The sequence below is a fragment of the Dactylosporangium fulvum genome, from assembly GCF_025137375.1.
GTDB lineage: Bacteria > Actinomycetota > Actinomycetes > Mycobacteriales > Micromonosporaceae > Dactylosporangium > Dactylosporangium fulvum.
The window spans coordinates 3,520,849-3,533,966 of sequence record NZ_CP073720.1; the positions used below are offsets into that span (position 1 = coordinate 3,520,849).

Below are 13,118 nucleotides of genomic sequence, written 5' to 3' on the forward strand. Positions count from 1 at the left end.
TTACCGGGTCCCGGCGGTGCAGATCAGGGCCGGTTCCGCGGGCGCCGGCAAGCATGCCTCGCCCTCCAGGGACAGCTCGGCGATCGCATGAGCGAGCGACACCAGTGTCTTGTGATGGTGCCAGCCCTGGAACGTGCGACCCTCGAAGTCGAGCGCGCCCACCCGCGTCGACACGGCCGCGAACGAACCGTCGACCCGCTGGGTTAACCGGCTGAGCCCTAGCAGCGCATCAGTGTCGGCGTCGGTCATGTTCGTCAGCCACACCTGCGGCGAAGTGCTCGCGGCGGTGTTCCACTCGGCGACCATGACGTGGCGCGCCTGCCCGCCGCCGTCGGCCTGGTTGAGCGTCGGCGTCACCTGTAACCGCAACGCGAGCCGCTCGCCCTTGTCGCCAACCGGCTGTCGCAGCCCTTTCACCAGTTCGGCGAGTCGCTGGGCCGGCATCGCCTGGCCGCCGTAGCGGCCGACCGCCGGGTCGCCGGCCACCACCGGGGTGCCGCCGCGCAGCCGCAGGAGGTAGGGCACCTGGCGGCGGGTCAACCTGGGGATCATCGCGGCGGTGTCGACGTCGCGGGCGTCCATCACGACGGGCCGGCGCAACCGGCCCATCGTCGCGACGGTGTCCGAGACGAGGCTGATCGCACACTCGGTAGGGCTGACGCAGTCGACGTGGTCGGGGATGCCGACCTTCCGTCGGCGGCCGTCGTCGGTGAGCCAGTCGCGCGGCAGGACCAGCCGCCAGTTGACCGGACACACGAGCTCGGGGCCGACCAGCCAGATGGCGAGCACGTGCTGATGGTTCACCGTCCGGCCAAGGCACGGCACGACGCTGTTGCGCACGCCGACGGAGTGCTCGCCGGATTTCTCCACGATACGCGGCTGTACGACCCACGCCCCGGCCGAGGCCGCGTCGTGCAGATAGCGGGTCAGCGCGGCCCGCACCGGCCGCCAGTCCCACGTCGACTTGCTGATGAAATGGTGCAGCCGTTGCTCGCCCGCCGAGCTTTCCGGCAGCGCCGCGACGCTCGCGATATTGCGAATCGTTTTCCGTCCCGGTGCGTGCAACAGGCCGCGGACGTACAACTCGCCGAGCGTCCGATGATCGGCTCGCGGAAGCGTGGCGAGCAGCGTGTTGCAGACCTCGCGAACACCGTCGTCGTAGACGGCTCCCGCGATGTCCTCCATATACGAGCTGGTCACGTCGCGTACCTCCCGCGCGCCGCTGGGACACCCCGCCCGCCGGGTGAGGCGCGTCTAGGGCCATTAAACCCGCCGCCACGGGGCAAGTCGAACAGTTCTCAATTGTATCGATGTGAGGTTAGTCAATAATCGGGAATCGGAAACGCCTTGTAACACGGTTTCATTCATTCGTTCTCGCGGGTGAGGCAGGGCTACTCCTCATTTCGATCAACCGCGCAAATCGTGGCCCGACGTGTTTGGAGCGAGCCAGACCCACGGGCGGGATGCCCTCCACCCAGGAGATCGGGTGTCCATCGGCGCTCGATGGCGATGACGCGGGCGGCCGGAGGGCTGAGTCACGGATGCTGCAGCTGTTCACCCACCGCAACCGGGTCAGCGCCAACCTGCTGCTGTTGCTGCTCGGCGGCACCATCTTCGGCATCTTCTTCTTCGTCACCCAGTTCCTGCAGAACATCCTGCGCATGGACGCGTTCGCGGCGGGCTTCGCGTTCGTGCCGTGGGGCGTCGGCATCTTCGCGTTCTCGCAGCTGGTCAAGCCGCTGTCAGACCGCTTCGGGGTCAAGCCCGTGCTGATCGCCGGCGCGCTGAGCACCGCGATCGCCACGATCTGGCTGAGCCGCATCGCCGACCACAGTGGATACTGGACGGCCGTGTTCGGGCCGATGACCCTCTTCGGCATCGGCATCGGCCTGCAGTTCGCGCTGATCACCCGGATCGCGCTGAGCGACGTGCCGCCGCGGATCGCCGGCGCCACCTCCGGTGTGCTCAACGTGTCGCAGCGCCTCGGCGCGTCGTTCGGGCTCGCGGTGCTGGTGGCGGTCTTCGGCAGCGTCGTGGCCGGATCCGGCCACAACCCGGCCGACATCACGCACGGCTACCGGGTCGCGTTCTTCGTCGGCATCGGCTACACGGTCGCCGCGCTGCTGCTGGCCGTCTTCGGCCTCACCACCGCGCCGAAGCCGGCCCCGCGGCCCGCGCCGGATCTCGCCGAGTCACCCGCGTAGAGGTGTCGAACCGTCCACCAGCCTGCGCGGGTGAGGTGGCTGGCGGCCGGACGGGGCAGGTAGCCGACTACCACGCAACGATGTCTTCCGTACGAAGGATCAGAAGCCTTGGCACATCTGAAGATACGCGCAATGGCATCCGCTGGACGTCGCCGGCACTCCATCGCAAGACGCGTCCGCTTGGCCGGTGCCACCAAGGAGAGTACGGCGGCCGGAATCTACGGCGTCATCGTCAGCGCGGCCGTCATGGCATCCTCCCATGCCGGCTCGGCGACGGCCCTCGTCGTGGCGGTAGCGGTCACACTCATCGTCTATTGGAGCGCCGAACGCTACGCCCGGCTGGTGGCGGAGCGCATCCACGAAGGCCATCGGCCGGCATGGCGCCAAGTCGGGCAACAGCTGACCACCGGATGGGAGATCGTGACCGCCTCCGCCCTGCCCGTGGCCGTCCTCGTCGTTCTGCGCCTGATGGGCATCGACCTGTACGTCGCGGTGATCTGGGCGTTGGTGTGCAGCACGCTGCTACTGTGCCTGGCCGGCTGGGACGTGGGTCGACGCGGTCAGCTCACCGGCCCCGAGCGACTGGCGTCGGCAGCGGCCACCGGGATGTTCGGCGTCGTGATGATCTTGCTCAAGGTCGTCCTGCACTGAAGCCGTACATCACCCATCCGCAGCGGGTGAGGACTCGGCGGTCCTTCGTCAGCATGGTGAAACGGGTATCGAAGTCGCCGCCATGGCTGCTCGTCGTGGGAGAGCTGGATGCGGGCCGGCTGCAGGCCGAGTGGCGCCCGCCCCAGGACGTCGGCCAGGGCCGGCTGGTCCAGGATGTGCTGGCGCGGCTCCTTGTCCGCCAGGCCGTGCTCCGAGGTGGACAGCAGCGCCGCGAGGTGCGCGGCGATCGCGCCGTCGTCCGCATCTCCCGCTGACAGGTGCCGGCCGGCGCCCGCGGCTGCGACCTGCTCCCCGGATGACCGGAGACCCCCGCCGGGTCACCCGGCCTGCTAGATGATCTAGCGGGCCGCCGCGGACAGCAGGGCGAACGCGGCCCTCCGCGCGTGTTCGCCGGCGTCGGACCGATCGTAGTGAGCGGCGACGGTGGTTGCCCCCTCGGCGAGCATGAGCAGTTGGCGTGCCAGGAGGTGGGGATCGGCCGCCTTTGCCCGGCTGGCGATGCCGGTCAAGAGTTCGAGGTAGCGGTCGAGGTGGCGTGCGGTGATCGCGCGTACGGCGTCGACGTGGTGCTGGGCGGCCGCGTTCAGCATCGCGCAGCCGCGGAAGGCCGGCTCCTCGTACCAGCGCTGAAGCGCGCCGAACACTGCCGAGAGCTGCTCTCGTGGGTCGCTCCCGGCGGCCGCTACGGCATCGGACAGCCATCGCATCACCCGGTCGCTGCGGGCCTCCAGCACCGCTTCGACGAGGCCGTCCTTGGTGCCGAAGTGCCGGTAGAGCGTCTCCTTCGACACCCCGATGCCGGCGCACAGTTCGGCGACGCCGATGCCGTCGAGCCCCCGCTCGTACAGCACCGGGGTGGCCGCCGCGAGGATCGCCGCGCGGGTGCGCTCCGGATCGATCGTCGATCCCTTGGGTACGGGCATGGCATAGATCGTACCGATCGGTTCGTCCTTCTGCTAGCATTCGAGTTCGTACCGATCGGTTCGATCTAGGGGGTTTACGTGCCAGCAACGCGGACGCTGCCCGCGGCCGCGCCAAGGGTGACGTGGCGTGCCTGCCGCCTGGCCCTGGGCACCGCCTCGGCGCTCGGACTGGCCCGCTTCGCCTACGGACTGCTCCTGCCGGCCATGCGTGACGACCTGCACTGGAGCCTTTCCGAGGCCGGCGCGATGAGCGCCGCCAACGGCCTGGGCTACCTGCTCGGCGCCCTCGCCACGCCCATGGCGGTCCGGCGTTGGGGCGCCGGCACCGCCTTCCGCGTCAGCATGGCGCTGGTGGCCGTCTTCCTGGCGGCCACCGCCGCAAGCGACAACTACCTGGCGCTGCTGGTCGCGCGAACGTTGGCCGGCGCAGCCGGCGCGGTGGTGTTCATCTCGGGCGGCGTGATCGCCTCGCACATCGCCGCCGCTGCCGGATCGGCCGCGCCTATAACCGTGTACTTCGCCGGCACCGGGCTTGGCATCGCCGTCAGCGGCCTGAGCATCCCCGCGCTCGGCGAACACTGGCGCCTGGCGTGGGTCCTGCTGGCCGGCGCCGCCGCGTTGGCTGCGGCGGCGAGCTGGACCGCGGCGGACACGGCCGGCGACCAGCAGACCGCAGCCGGGCGGGCCCGCGTGCGCCCGCTGTGGATACCGGCGGTGGCCTATCTGCTGTTCGCTGCCGGGTACATCACCTACATCACGTTTCTGTCCGCCTACCTCGCCGACCAGCACGCTTCCCGCACCCAGGTCATGCTCACCTGGACCGTGCTCGGCTCGGCCGTCGCGGCGGCACCCGCGCTGTGGAGCCGCCCGATCGCCGGATGGCCCGGCACCCGCGCCCTCGCCACCCTGCTCGCGGTGCTGGGCGGTGGAGCGGCCCTGGCGCTGGCATCGCCTGCGCCTGCGATCGTCCTCGTCTCCGGCCTGGTGTACGGGGCCACGTTCATGAGTGTCCCCGCCGCCGTCACCGCCCTGATCAAGGTCCGTACCGCACCGGGCGACTGGACCCCCACGCTCGCCGTCTTCACGACCGTGTTCGCGGCCGGCCAGACCGCCGGCCCGTGGCTCGCCGGTGCGCTCGCCGACCACACCTCGACCAGGGCCGCCCTGGCATGGACCGCGATCCTGTGCGCCACCGCCGCCGTGATCGCTGTCGCCGCCGGCCGTACGCGGGTCACCTCGCGGCGCCACACCACCCGGCCCACCACAAGCATCTGACAACGACAAGGAGAGGATCATGGCGAATTTCGTACTCGTTCCCGGGATGTGCCACGGCGGCTGGTGCTTCGAGGGGGTCACCCAAGACCTTCGCGCCCACGGGCACACCGTCCACCCGCTGACGTTGACCGGGCTCAGCGAACGCAGCCACCTCCTGCACGGTGGCGTCAACCTCGAAACACACATCCAAGACGTCACCGCCGTGCTCGCCGCCGAGAACATCCGCGACGCCGTGCTGGTCGGCCACAGCTACGGTGGCATGGTGATCACCGGGGTCGCCGACCGCGCGGCCGAACGCGTCGACTCCCTGGTGTTCGTGGACGCCATGGTCCCGAAAGACGGCGACTCCTGCTGGAGCCTCGTGTCCGACCAGGAACGGCAGTGGTACCTCGATGTGGTGGACAACGGCTACGGGGTGCGACCGCTGCCGTTCTTCGACACGCGGGCCACACCCCACCCGATCGCCTCACTGCTCCAGCCGCTCCGACTCGCCGGAGACCTCGCACACCTCCGTCGGCGCGACTACCTGTACGCCGCGGGGTGGGAAGGTCAGTCCCCGTTCACCCCGGTCTACCGACGGCTGCGCGACGATCCCTCCTGGACGACGCACGCGCTGGCCGGCGGCCACAACCTCATGCGCGACACGCCACAGGAGTTGCTGAAGATTCTCCTCGACGTCGCCGCACCCTCCTGACGCTCCGATCGTGGCCTGCGCGCGGGGGCGTGATCGATCGATTGCGCCCCGCGGCGTCATCCGGCCGGAAAGCGATCAGTTTTCGCGTGTCCAGGCGGGTATGATCCGCACCTCGCGGAATCGCCAGCCCGCCGGCGTCCGTACCGTGGTGGAGGCCATCCGCAGGCCGCCTGTGAAATGCCGGGCCGGCCTGGTCTGGTCAGTTGGTGCGGGCCAGGGGTAGGAGCAGGTTGTCCACGATGGACTCGATCTGCTGGTCGGTGCTGTGATGCTGTCCGCTGATGCAGTTGTACATGAGCATTGCGGGTCCGGCCATGGCGAAGGTTGTGTCGCGTTCCTTGTCGGGGGCGGCTGGTGTGTGCCGGTGCAGGAGGGCGAGGATGCGGTCCTGGCAGGGGTCGGTGACTCGGGTTTGGAACAGCTCCCGTAGCAGGGTCACGTCGCTGCCGCTCTCCGCGGCGACGGCCTGGAACGCGGCGCCTTTGGAGCCGAACAGCGCCGAGTCGAAGTAGCGGAGCAGGGTCAGCAGGCCGTCCCGCAGTGGGGTGTGCTCGGGCAGGTCCGGCGGTTGCGGTAGCAGGTTGCCCAGAGCGTCGCGGACCAGTGCGTCCCGGTTGTCCCAGCGACGGTAGAGGGCGGCCTTGCCGGTGTTGGCCGCCGCCGCGACGCCCTCCATGCTGAGCCTGGCGTAGCCGACGGTGCCGAGCTGTTCGATGACCGCTTCGAAGATGGCGCGCTGCAGATCCGCACCGCGTCGACGGGTCTGCGTCCTGCTCCCGTCGCCCGGGTCGTCCTGTGGATCGGTCATCGGCACCTTCCTGCCCTGCACCCGTCCACGTCGCGGAGTCGGGTTGCTTGTCATCTCGGGACCGGCATCCCTATAGTAGACGCAAGCGTTCACTATTCTTTGTCTGTCTTCACGCTATGCCAGCAGGAGGATCCGTGTCGAGTGCACCGCACCGCCCAGCCGGCACCGGGCCCGAACCGGCACCGGCGGGCGGCCGGGCCGCCGCCCTGACCCTGACGATCCTCGTGTCCTGCGAGCTCATGCTGATGCTCGACGCCACCATCATCAACGTCGCGCTGCCCGTGATCCGAGACGGTCTCGGCTTTTCCACCGCCGGCCTGTCCTGGGTGGTCAACGCCTTCCTGCTCGCCTTCGGCGGCCTGCTGCTGCTCGGCGGCCGGGCCGGGGACATCCTCGGCCGGCGCCGGGTGTTCGTCGCCGGCATCGCGCTGTTCACGGTCGGGTCCCTGCTCGGCGGCCTGGCCCAGACCGGCGAGTGGCTGGTCGCCATGCGGGCGCTGCAGGGCATCGGCGCGGCGGCGGCCGGGCCGAGCACCCTCGCCCTGCTGATCACCAACTTCCAGGGCCCGGCGCAGACCAGGGCGCTGGGCATCTACTCCTCGATGACCGCATCGGCGATGACCCTCGGCCTGATCCTCGGCGGGATCCTCGTCACCCTGACCTCCTGGCGCTGGGTCCTGCTCGTCAACGTCCCGATCGGGCTGCTCGTGGTGCTCTGCACACCCCGATACGTCGCCGAAGCGCCGCGGCATCCCGGCCGGTTCGACCTGCTGGGAGCGGTGACCTCCGCGGCCGGCGCGGTCGGTGTCGTGTACGGCCTCGTGCGCACCGCCGACCACGGCTGGCGCGACTGGCTCGCGCTGAGCGGCCTCGGCGCCGGTGTGCTGTTGCTGGTCGCGTTCGTCCTCGTCGAGCGGGCGGCGAGTCAACCGATCATGCCCCTCGCCCTGTTCGCCGACAGATCCCGGGCCGGTGCGTACCTGAGCCTGCTGCTGATCCCGATGGTGACCCTGAGCATGCAGTTCCTCCTCATCCAGTTCCTGCAGGAGGTGTCCGGCTTCAACCCGCTGCAGGCCGGCCTCGCCTTCCTGCCGATGGCGGCCGGCATGCTGCTCACCGCCACGGCCGCGGCCAAGGTGCTGGGCCGGTTCGGCGCCAAGGCCACGGCCGCCGCCGGTGTCGTCCTGCTGCTGGCCGCCACCGGCTGGCTGACCCAGATCTCGGCCACCACCGGATACTTCACCGGCGTATTCGGACCGCTGCTACTCGCCGGCGCGGGCCTCGGTCTCGTGACCGTCCCGCTCAACGTCACCCTCATGTCCACCGTGGCGCCCCAGGACTCCGGCGCCGCGGCCGGGCTGCTCCAGGCGCTCATGATGTCCGGCGCCACGCTCGGCGTGGCCATCTTGTCCACCGTCTACGCCTCGGTGCTCAACGGCACCGCACAGACCCCGGGCACCGCACCCGCCGCCGAGACCATCGCAGACGGTATGCGCAGCGGCTTCCTGACCAGCACCGGCATCGCGGTCCTGGCCCTGCTCACCGTGCTCCTGGCAATCGGCTCCCGGACCCACAACCCACCCGCGCCGACGACCGAGGCCACCCCCACGACCGCGGACCCGCCCGAGCTGACCGCTTCCAAAGTCGATGGCAGGTAGCGCATCCACCGCTGTCGCGCGAGTTCGCAGTCGCCGCGTCGACCCAGACCAACCTCAGCCGGTGGCCAGCCGTCGGCGGAAGACGGCGGCCGCCTCGGTGGCGGCGTGCCCTTCGCGGCGGTGGCGCTGCCGCCGAGGTACCAGCCGAGCCAGGTCAAGGACTCGGCGACACCACCGAGATGGTTGGCGGCGTGGAAGTCGTCCACCGAGGAAACGATCTCGACAGCTTCCGCGGTAGCGGCGCCGCCTCCTCGGCGCGGTCCAGGCGGGGCAGCCGGAGGCCGAGGTTGGCGAGGCCCGACAGGAGGCCCGGAAGGTGGGTGCCGGGGTCAGTCAGGCTCAGCCGGCGATACAACTCCACGTTGAGCGCGAGCTTATGTGGCGTTTTTATAGTGTTCAGCGTTCGCAGCTTAGCTTGTCGGGGGCTGAGTAGCAGGGGCCGAAAAACAACGCTTAGCCGTGCTGGCCCCACCTCGACATCGAGGGTGTGCCCGACCCGGAGCACGTCCCGGATGGATCGACCCGACCCGTCCGGCCTGGCGAACGGCCCGGTGTCAGCGGCTTTACCGATCAAAAATCCTCCGTCACGTCGTCAGTTCTGTTAGCCTCTCGCACCGGTGGAAGGATTGATGACCATGACCGACGCCAGACTGCTGGGCGCCGACGAGGCCGCGTTCATCGCGGCGGTCCGCTCAGACGACACGGCGCGGTTTGCGCTCATCACGGAGCGCCACCGGCGTGAGCTGCAGGTGCACTGCTACCGGATGCTCGCGAACTACGAGGACGCCCAGGACATGACGCAGGAGACGTTCCTGCGAGCGTGGAACAAGCGGGCGTCGTTCAAGGGCCACGCGGCCCTGCGGACCTGGTTGTACCGGATCGCGACGAACGCCTGCCTCGACTTCCTGGAGAAGCGCAACGACCGCACGCCCGTGCCGTCCGAGCTGGCGGACGTCGGCTCCGAGGTGCTGTACCTGCAGCCGTACCCCGACCGGATGCTCCCCGAGGACCCGCAGGAATCGGTGGTGGCGCGGGAGACGATCGAGCTGGCGTTCATCGTCGCCGTCCAGCACCTGCCGCCGCGGCAGCGGGCGGTGTTCATCCTGCGCGACGTCGTCGGCTGGCCGGCGTCGAAGGCCGCCGACGCCCTCGAGCTGACCGTCGCATCGGTGACCAGCGCGCTGCAGCGGGCGCGCGTGACGATGCGCGAGCAACTGCCCGACCGCCGCCTCGACTGGCGGAGCCCCGCCGCCCACGAGCTGTCGAATGACGAGCGCGGCGTGGTGAAGTCGTACATCGACGCCCATGAGCGCAACGACCTCGACGGGCTGATGTCCCTGCTGCGCGACGACCTGCGCTTCGTGATGCTGCCCGAGGCGGGCACCTCGGTCATCACGGCCAAGGACGCGGTGGACGGCTGGGTCTCCGGTGGGCTCTTCCAGCCCGGCCACGACGACTGGCGCTGTATCACCACGACGGTCAACCGCATGCCCGCCGCCGTGCTGTACCTCCGCACCCCCGACGACCCGGAGTACCGGCTGTTCGCCATCGCGGTCCTGCACATCGTCGACGGGAAGATCGCCGAGCTCACCGGATTCGACGCCACGGACAAACCATGGCTGGACCTGCCCCCGACACTGTGATCAGACAAGTCCCCATCGTCCTGAACACCAACGCGACAACGCGAACACCACCGCCCCGCCGGCGTTGCCGGCGGGGCATCTTGATGCCCGAAGAACGTCAGGAAGGATTTCGACCCGGCCTCACGAACCGAGCAACTGGCCCGTGCTCATCGCCTCGTCTCGTATCGGGTCAGCACGACGCCGCCGGGAAATGTCCGCGTCTCCACGAGGTTCAGGTTCACCCAGCTGTCCAGCGCGGTGAAGAACGGCGTGCCGCCGCCCACCAGGACCGGCACGGTGACCAGCATGTACTCGTCGATCAGCCCGGCCCGCATGGCCGCCCCGGCGAGCGTCGCGCCGCCGATGTCCATCGGGCCGGCGTCCTCTGTCTTGAGCCGGGTGATCTCGGTGACCGCGTCGCCGGTGACCAGGCGGGTGTTCCAGTCGACCGTGCTGGTCGTCGAGGACAACACCACCTTCGGCATGTCCCGCCAGCGGCGGGCGTACTCGATCTCCGCCGGGGTGGCGCCGGGCTGCTGGTCGGCGGTCGGCCAGTGGGAACTCATCGCCTCCCACAGCTTGCGCCCATACAGCGCCAGGCCCGTCGCCCCCACCCGGTCGGACCACCACTGGAACAGCTCGTCACTCGGCGACGAGTCCGGTCCCTCACCGCCACTCCAGCCGAGGTCGTCGCCGGGCGCGGCGATGTAGCCGTCCAGGGTCACATTCATGCCGAAGGTCAGTTTCCGCATCATGCCAGCCTCTCGTGAGTCGAACTTATACGTACAGACGGGCGCGGCGCGGAAACCTAATCGGTGCGCGAGCTGCGTCCGCAGGTAGTCCTCGCGTTCCGGACTCGGCACGGCGTACTCGGCTGGGCTCGAGCAGCACCCACCGGACGCCGACGTCACGCCAGCGCCGATAGGTCAGTGGCGGCAGCCAAGCTAGATCATCACGATGACCGTCGTGCGGCGCCTCCGCCGGGTGCTCCTTCGATCGCCGCGCGGATGACCGAGCCGTCCCCGCGCCGGACGCTGCACGATCGGGTTGTGCTCGACGAAGCCGCGTCCGACCGCCCACCGGTAGAACCCGTTGACCGTGGCGACTTCCCGCGCCACGTCGAGCCCTTCACACCGGGTCCGTGTTCGTCGCTGCGGCGCCACCGCTGGTAAGCAGCCCGATCCTCGGGTGCGGCGTCGCGCCATCCGCGAGTGCCCAGCGGTTCCCGATGCGACCACAGGAACGTGAGAAAGTTCGCCAGGTCGTACGCGACGGCGGCGTGCGTATTCTCCGGCGCCGGGCGTTCCAGGAAATACCTGTTGAGCTCCACGTCGTACGTACCGTCGGGACCGATCAGGCAGGGCATGCCGTCGTCGATGCCCTCCTTTTCCAGCCAGGCTGGTACATCGGCCGGCCGGAGGCTTGCCATCAGCGGTCGGGCGGACCGCGGCATCTGTATCTGTCGGCGAGTGAAATGCATCCGCCAGCCCAAGATCGGCATCGGCTCACGCTACCTTGCACGGTGTTCGGCCATACATAAGCGATCGCGGTGTATTCCAGCTGCAGCGCGTCGGCACCGGACTGCGGGTGGCTGCGCCACCGCGGCGCCCACTCCGTTTGGAACGGGCAAGTGAGTTGGAGTTGGGCAGTGCGTGTTGCGCTGATTCCCTCAGCGGTGTGACGGAGCGAGTTGGAGCTGAGCGGTTGGTTGACTGTGATCGGGCCTGCTGCTGCCCTAGCGCGCCGCCGTGCAGCTCTCGATCCGTCCGCCGATCTCGACCACGCTGCTGGGGTCCGTGACTGGATCGAGGTGCAGGCCAGCACTACCGGGTGGAGAGGCCGTCCAGGATGACGTCGATGGCGCGTGTGAGCATCTGTGCTGGGACCGGTGTGGCCGCGGTGGTTTGGGCTAAACCGCGAATTAGCAGGTAGAGCTCTTCGACGTCGACATCTGGCCGGACTGCGCCGGCGGCTTGGGCACGCCGTAATGCCATGTCGACTGCTGCCTTCACCTCGCCTGCCACGGTGACGACGGCCGGTGGGGCATCGCCGAGCATTGAGGCCAGGGTGAGTTTGCTCGCGCCGCGCTCGATCATCTCGCGGATCAGCGCGGGCAGCGCCGCCGTCGGATCGGGCGCGGCGGCCGCTGCCCGGGTTCGGTCGAGCAGGCCGGTGTAATGCCGCACCAGCGCGGCCTCGATCAGCGCTTCCTTGGTCGGGAAGTGCCGGAACACGGTCGCGATGCCCACGCCGGCCAGCCGCGCCACCTCCTCGGTGGAGCCGGCCTCGCCGCGTGTGCCGAAGACGTGGTCGGCCGCGGAGAGGATGCGCTCGCGGTTCTCCCGAGCATCCTGGCGCATGCGACCACTTTAACCGAAGTCTAGACTTCGGTACTCTAACCGGAGTCTCGACTTCGTTAGGAGGAGTGCCATGCGCACGCCCGAGGAAACCGTCCGCGCCGTGGCCGCCGGCGTCTGTCGCCTCATGCGCGGCGGGCTCACCGTCGCCGAGGAAGCGGCGCAGATCGATGAACTGGCAGCCTGTTACGCCGAGCGCACCGACGTGCGCCATCCGTTCAACCCGGTCGGCGACACCCCGCTGAGCAGCCGGGCCAGGGTGCGAGAGCATTTCGGCGCCGGTGGCCGCCCGGCCGGCGTGGAACGCTACGACGTCGTTGACGACCACGTGTATCCGACACCGGATCCTGAGGTGGTCATCTTCGAATTCCGGTACGCCGGCGTGATTGACGGCCGCGCCTTCACGCTGCCCTGCATCTTTGTGGTCCGGGTCCGGGACGGAGAGATCGTCGAGTCCCGCGACTACGTTGACCACGTAGCTGGCGCCCGTGCTTTCGGCCGCCTGCCCGCCCTGGCCGCCGCGCTTACTGCGCCTCTTGCCCGGTCGTAGTGGACGCGGTGATGATGTCGTTGTCGCGCCCCTGACCAGCCGGTTACGGCCGTAGGAATCAGCGCCGAGTACGCAGCATCCGGGTGTAGCGCCCACCAGCCGAGCCAGCCGAGCCAGCCGAGCCAGCCGAGCCAGGCGGGCCAGCCGGGCCGCGCGGGCTCTCCCCGGCCGGCGAGGATGGCCCACCCACTGGCGAGACTGAGGCTGTCGAGGGCCACCCACATGTTGGCGAACGTGACGTAGCCGAGGTCGAACGCGAACTGGGCGACCTGGGTATCCAGCCCGTCGCCGCCGCGGAACCCGGCGGCCTGCGGTGCACCGAACAGGAGGGCGGCGACAGCGGCGGTGCCCGACA

14 protein-coding genes are annotated in these 13,118 nt (G+C 69.5%); 8 read left to right on the plus strand and 6 right to left on the minus strand.

Annotation, left to right across the window (positions count from 1 at the left end):
- On the minus strand, positions 1-1,200 hold the full coding sequence (locus Dfulv_RS49065) for an IS701 family transposase (protein ID WP_259863861.1): 1,200 nt from the start codon (positions 1,198-1,200) through the stop codon (positions 1-3).
- Positions 1,201-1,541: 341 nt separating this feature from the next.
- Between Dfulv_RS49065 and Dfulv_RS16150 the strand changes: the two genes are divergently transcribed.
- The 3 genes from Dfulv_RS16150 to Dfulv_RS16160 all read left to right on the plus strand — a co-directional run bounded on the left by Dfulv_RS16150 (position 1,542) and on the right by Dfulv_RS16160 (position 3,130).
- Positions 1,542-2,204, plus strand: a complete 663-nt coding sequence (locus Dfulv_RS16150; protein ID WP_259863863.1) for an MFS transporter — start codon at positions 1,542-1,544, stop codon at positions 2,202-2,204.
- A gap of 108 nt (positions 2,205-2,312) precedes the next feature.
- On the plus strand, positions 2,313-2,855 hold the full coding sequence (locus tag Dfulv_RS16155; RefSeq protein ID WP_259863865.1) for a hypothetical protein: 543 nt from the start codon (positions 2,313-2,315) through the stop codon (positions 2,853-2,855).
- A gap of 53 nt (positions 2,856-2,908) precedes the next feature.
- Positions 2,909-3,130 (plus strand): hypothetical protein, encoded by a 222-nt coding sequence (locus Dfulv_RS16160; RefSeq protein WP_259863868.1) that lies wholly within the window; start codon positions 2,909-2,911, stop codon positions 3,128-3,130.
- An 84-nt stretch (positions 3,131-3,214) separates the two neighbouring features.
- Here Dfulv_RS16160 and Dfulv_RS16165 read toward each other — a convergent pair whose 3' ends face one another.
- The gene (locus tag Dfulv_RS16165; RefSeq protein ID WP_259863870.1) at positions 3,215-3,799 is read right to left on the minus strand and encodes a TetR/AcrR family transcriptional regulator; all 585 of its coding nucleotides are present in this window, start codon (positions 3,797-3,799) and stop codon (positions 3,215-3,217) included.
- Positions 3,800-4,003: 204 nt separating this feature from the next.
- Here Dfulv_RS16165 and Dfulv_RS16170 point away from each other — a divergent pair, with 204 nt between their 5' ends.
- Together Dfulv_RS16170 and Dfulv_RS16175 are read left to right on the plus strand one after the other, a co-directional pair.
- Positions 4,004-5,074 (plus strand): YbfB/YjiJ family MFS transporter, encoded by a 1,071-nt coding sequence (locus Dfulv_RS16170; RefSeq protein WP_259863871.1) that lies wholly within the window; start codon positions 4,004-4,006, stop codon positions 5,072-5,074.
- Positions 5,075-5,093: 19 nt separating this feature from the next.
- Positions 5,094-5,768, plus strand: a complete 675-nt coding sequence (locus tag Dfulv_RS16175) for an alpha/beta fold hydrolase (protein WP_259863873.1) — start codon at positions 5,094-5,096, stop codon at positions 5,766-5,768.
- A gap of 199 nt (positions 5,769-5,967) precedes the next feature.
- On the opposite strand, the gene Dfulv_RS16180 is transcribed toward Dfulv_RS16175, so the two are convergent.
- The gene (locus tag Dfulv_RS16180) at positions 5,968-6,576 is read right to left on the minus strand and encodes a TetR/AcrR family transcriptional regulator (RefSeq protein WP_259863874.1); all 609 of its coding nucleotides are present in this window, start codon (positions 6,574-6,576) and stop codon (positions 5,968-5,970) included.
- Positions 6,577-6,710: 134 nt separating this feature from the next.
- Here Dfulv_RS16180 and Dfulv_RS16185 point away from each other — a divergent pair, with 134 nt between their 5' ends.
- Both Dfulv_RS16185 and Dfulv_RS16190 read left to right on the plus strand, forming a co-directional pair.
- Positions 6,711-8,234 carry an MFS transporter gene (locus Dfulv_RS16185; protein WP_259863875.1) on the plus strand — a complete coding sequence of 508 codons (1,524 nt, stop codon included), beginning with the start codon at positions 6,711-6,713 and terminating at the stop codon, positions 8,232-8,234.
- A gap of 635 nt (positions 8,235-8,869) precedes the next feature.
- Positions 8,870-9,877, plus strand: a complete 1,008-nt coding sequence (locus tag Dfulv_RS16190) for an RNA polymerase subunit sigma-70 (RefSeq protein WP_259863876.1) — start codon at positions 8,870-8,872, stop codon at positions 9,875-9,877.
- A gap of 146 nt (positions 9,878-10,023) precedes the next feature.
- Here the strand turns inward: Dfulv_RS16190 and Dfulv_RS16195 are convergent, their stop codons facing one another.
- The 3 genes from Dfulv_RS16195 to Dfulv_RS16205 form a co-directional block, all read right to left on the minus strand.
- Positions 10,024-10,611: a dihydrofolate reductase family protein gene (locus Dfulv_RS16195; RefSeq protein WP_259863878.1), complete on the minus strand. Its 588-nt coding sequence runs from the start codon at positions 10,609-10,611 to the stop codon at positions 10,024-10,026.
- 197 nt (positions 10,612-10,808) lie between these two features.
- Entirely contained in the window at positions 10,809-11,357 is a 549-nt protein-coding gene (locus Dfulv_RS16200; protein WP_259863879.1) for a hypothetical protein, read from the minus strand.
- Between the two features lie 322 nt (positions 11,358-11,679).
- Positions 11,680-12,216 carry a TetR/AcrR family transcriptional regulator gene (locus Dfulv_RS16205; protein ID WP_259863881.1) on the minus strand — a complete coding sequence of 179 codons (537 nt, stop codon included), beginning with the start codon at positions 12,214-12,216 and terminating at the stop codon, positions 11,680-11,682.
- A gap of 70 nt (positions 12,217-12,286) precedes the next feature.
- Here Dfulv_RS16205 and Dfulv_RS16210 point away from each other — a divergent pair, with 70 nt between their 5' ends.
- Positions 12,287-12,763, plus strand: a complete 477-nt coding sequence (locus Dfulv_RS16210; protein ID WP_259863882.1) for a nuclear transport factor 2 family protein — start codon at positions 12,287-12,289, stop codon at positions 12,761-12,763.
- Positions 12,764-13,118: the final 355 nt, after the last annotated feature.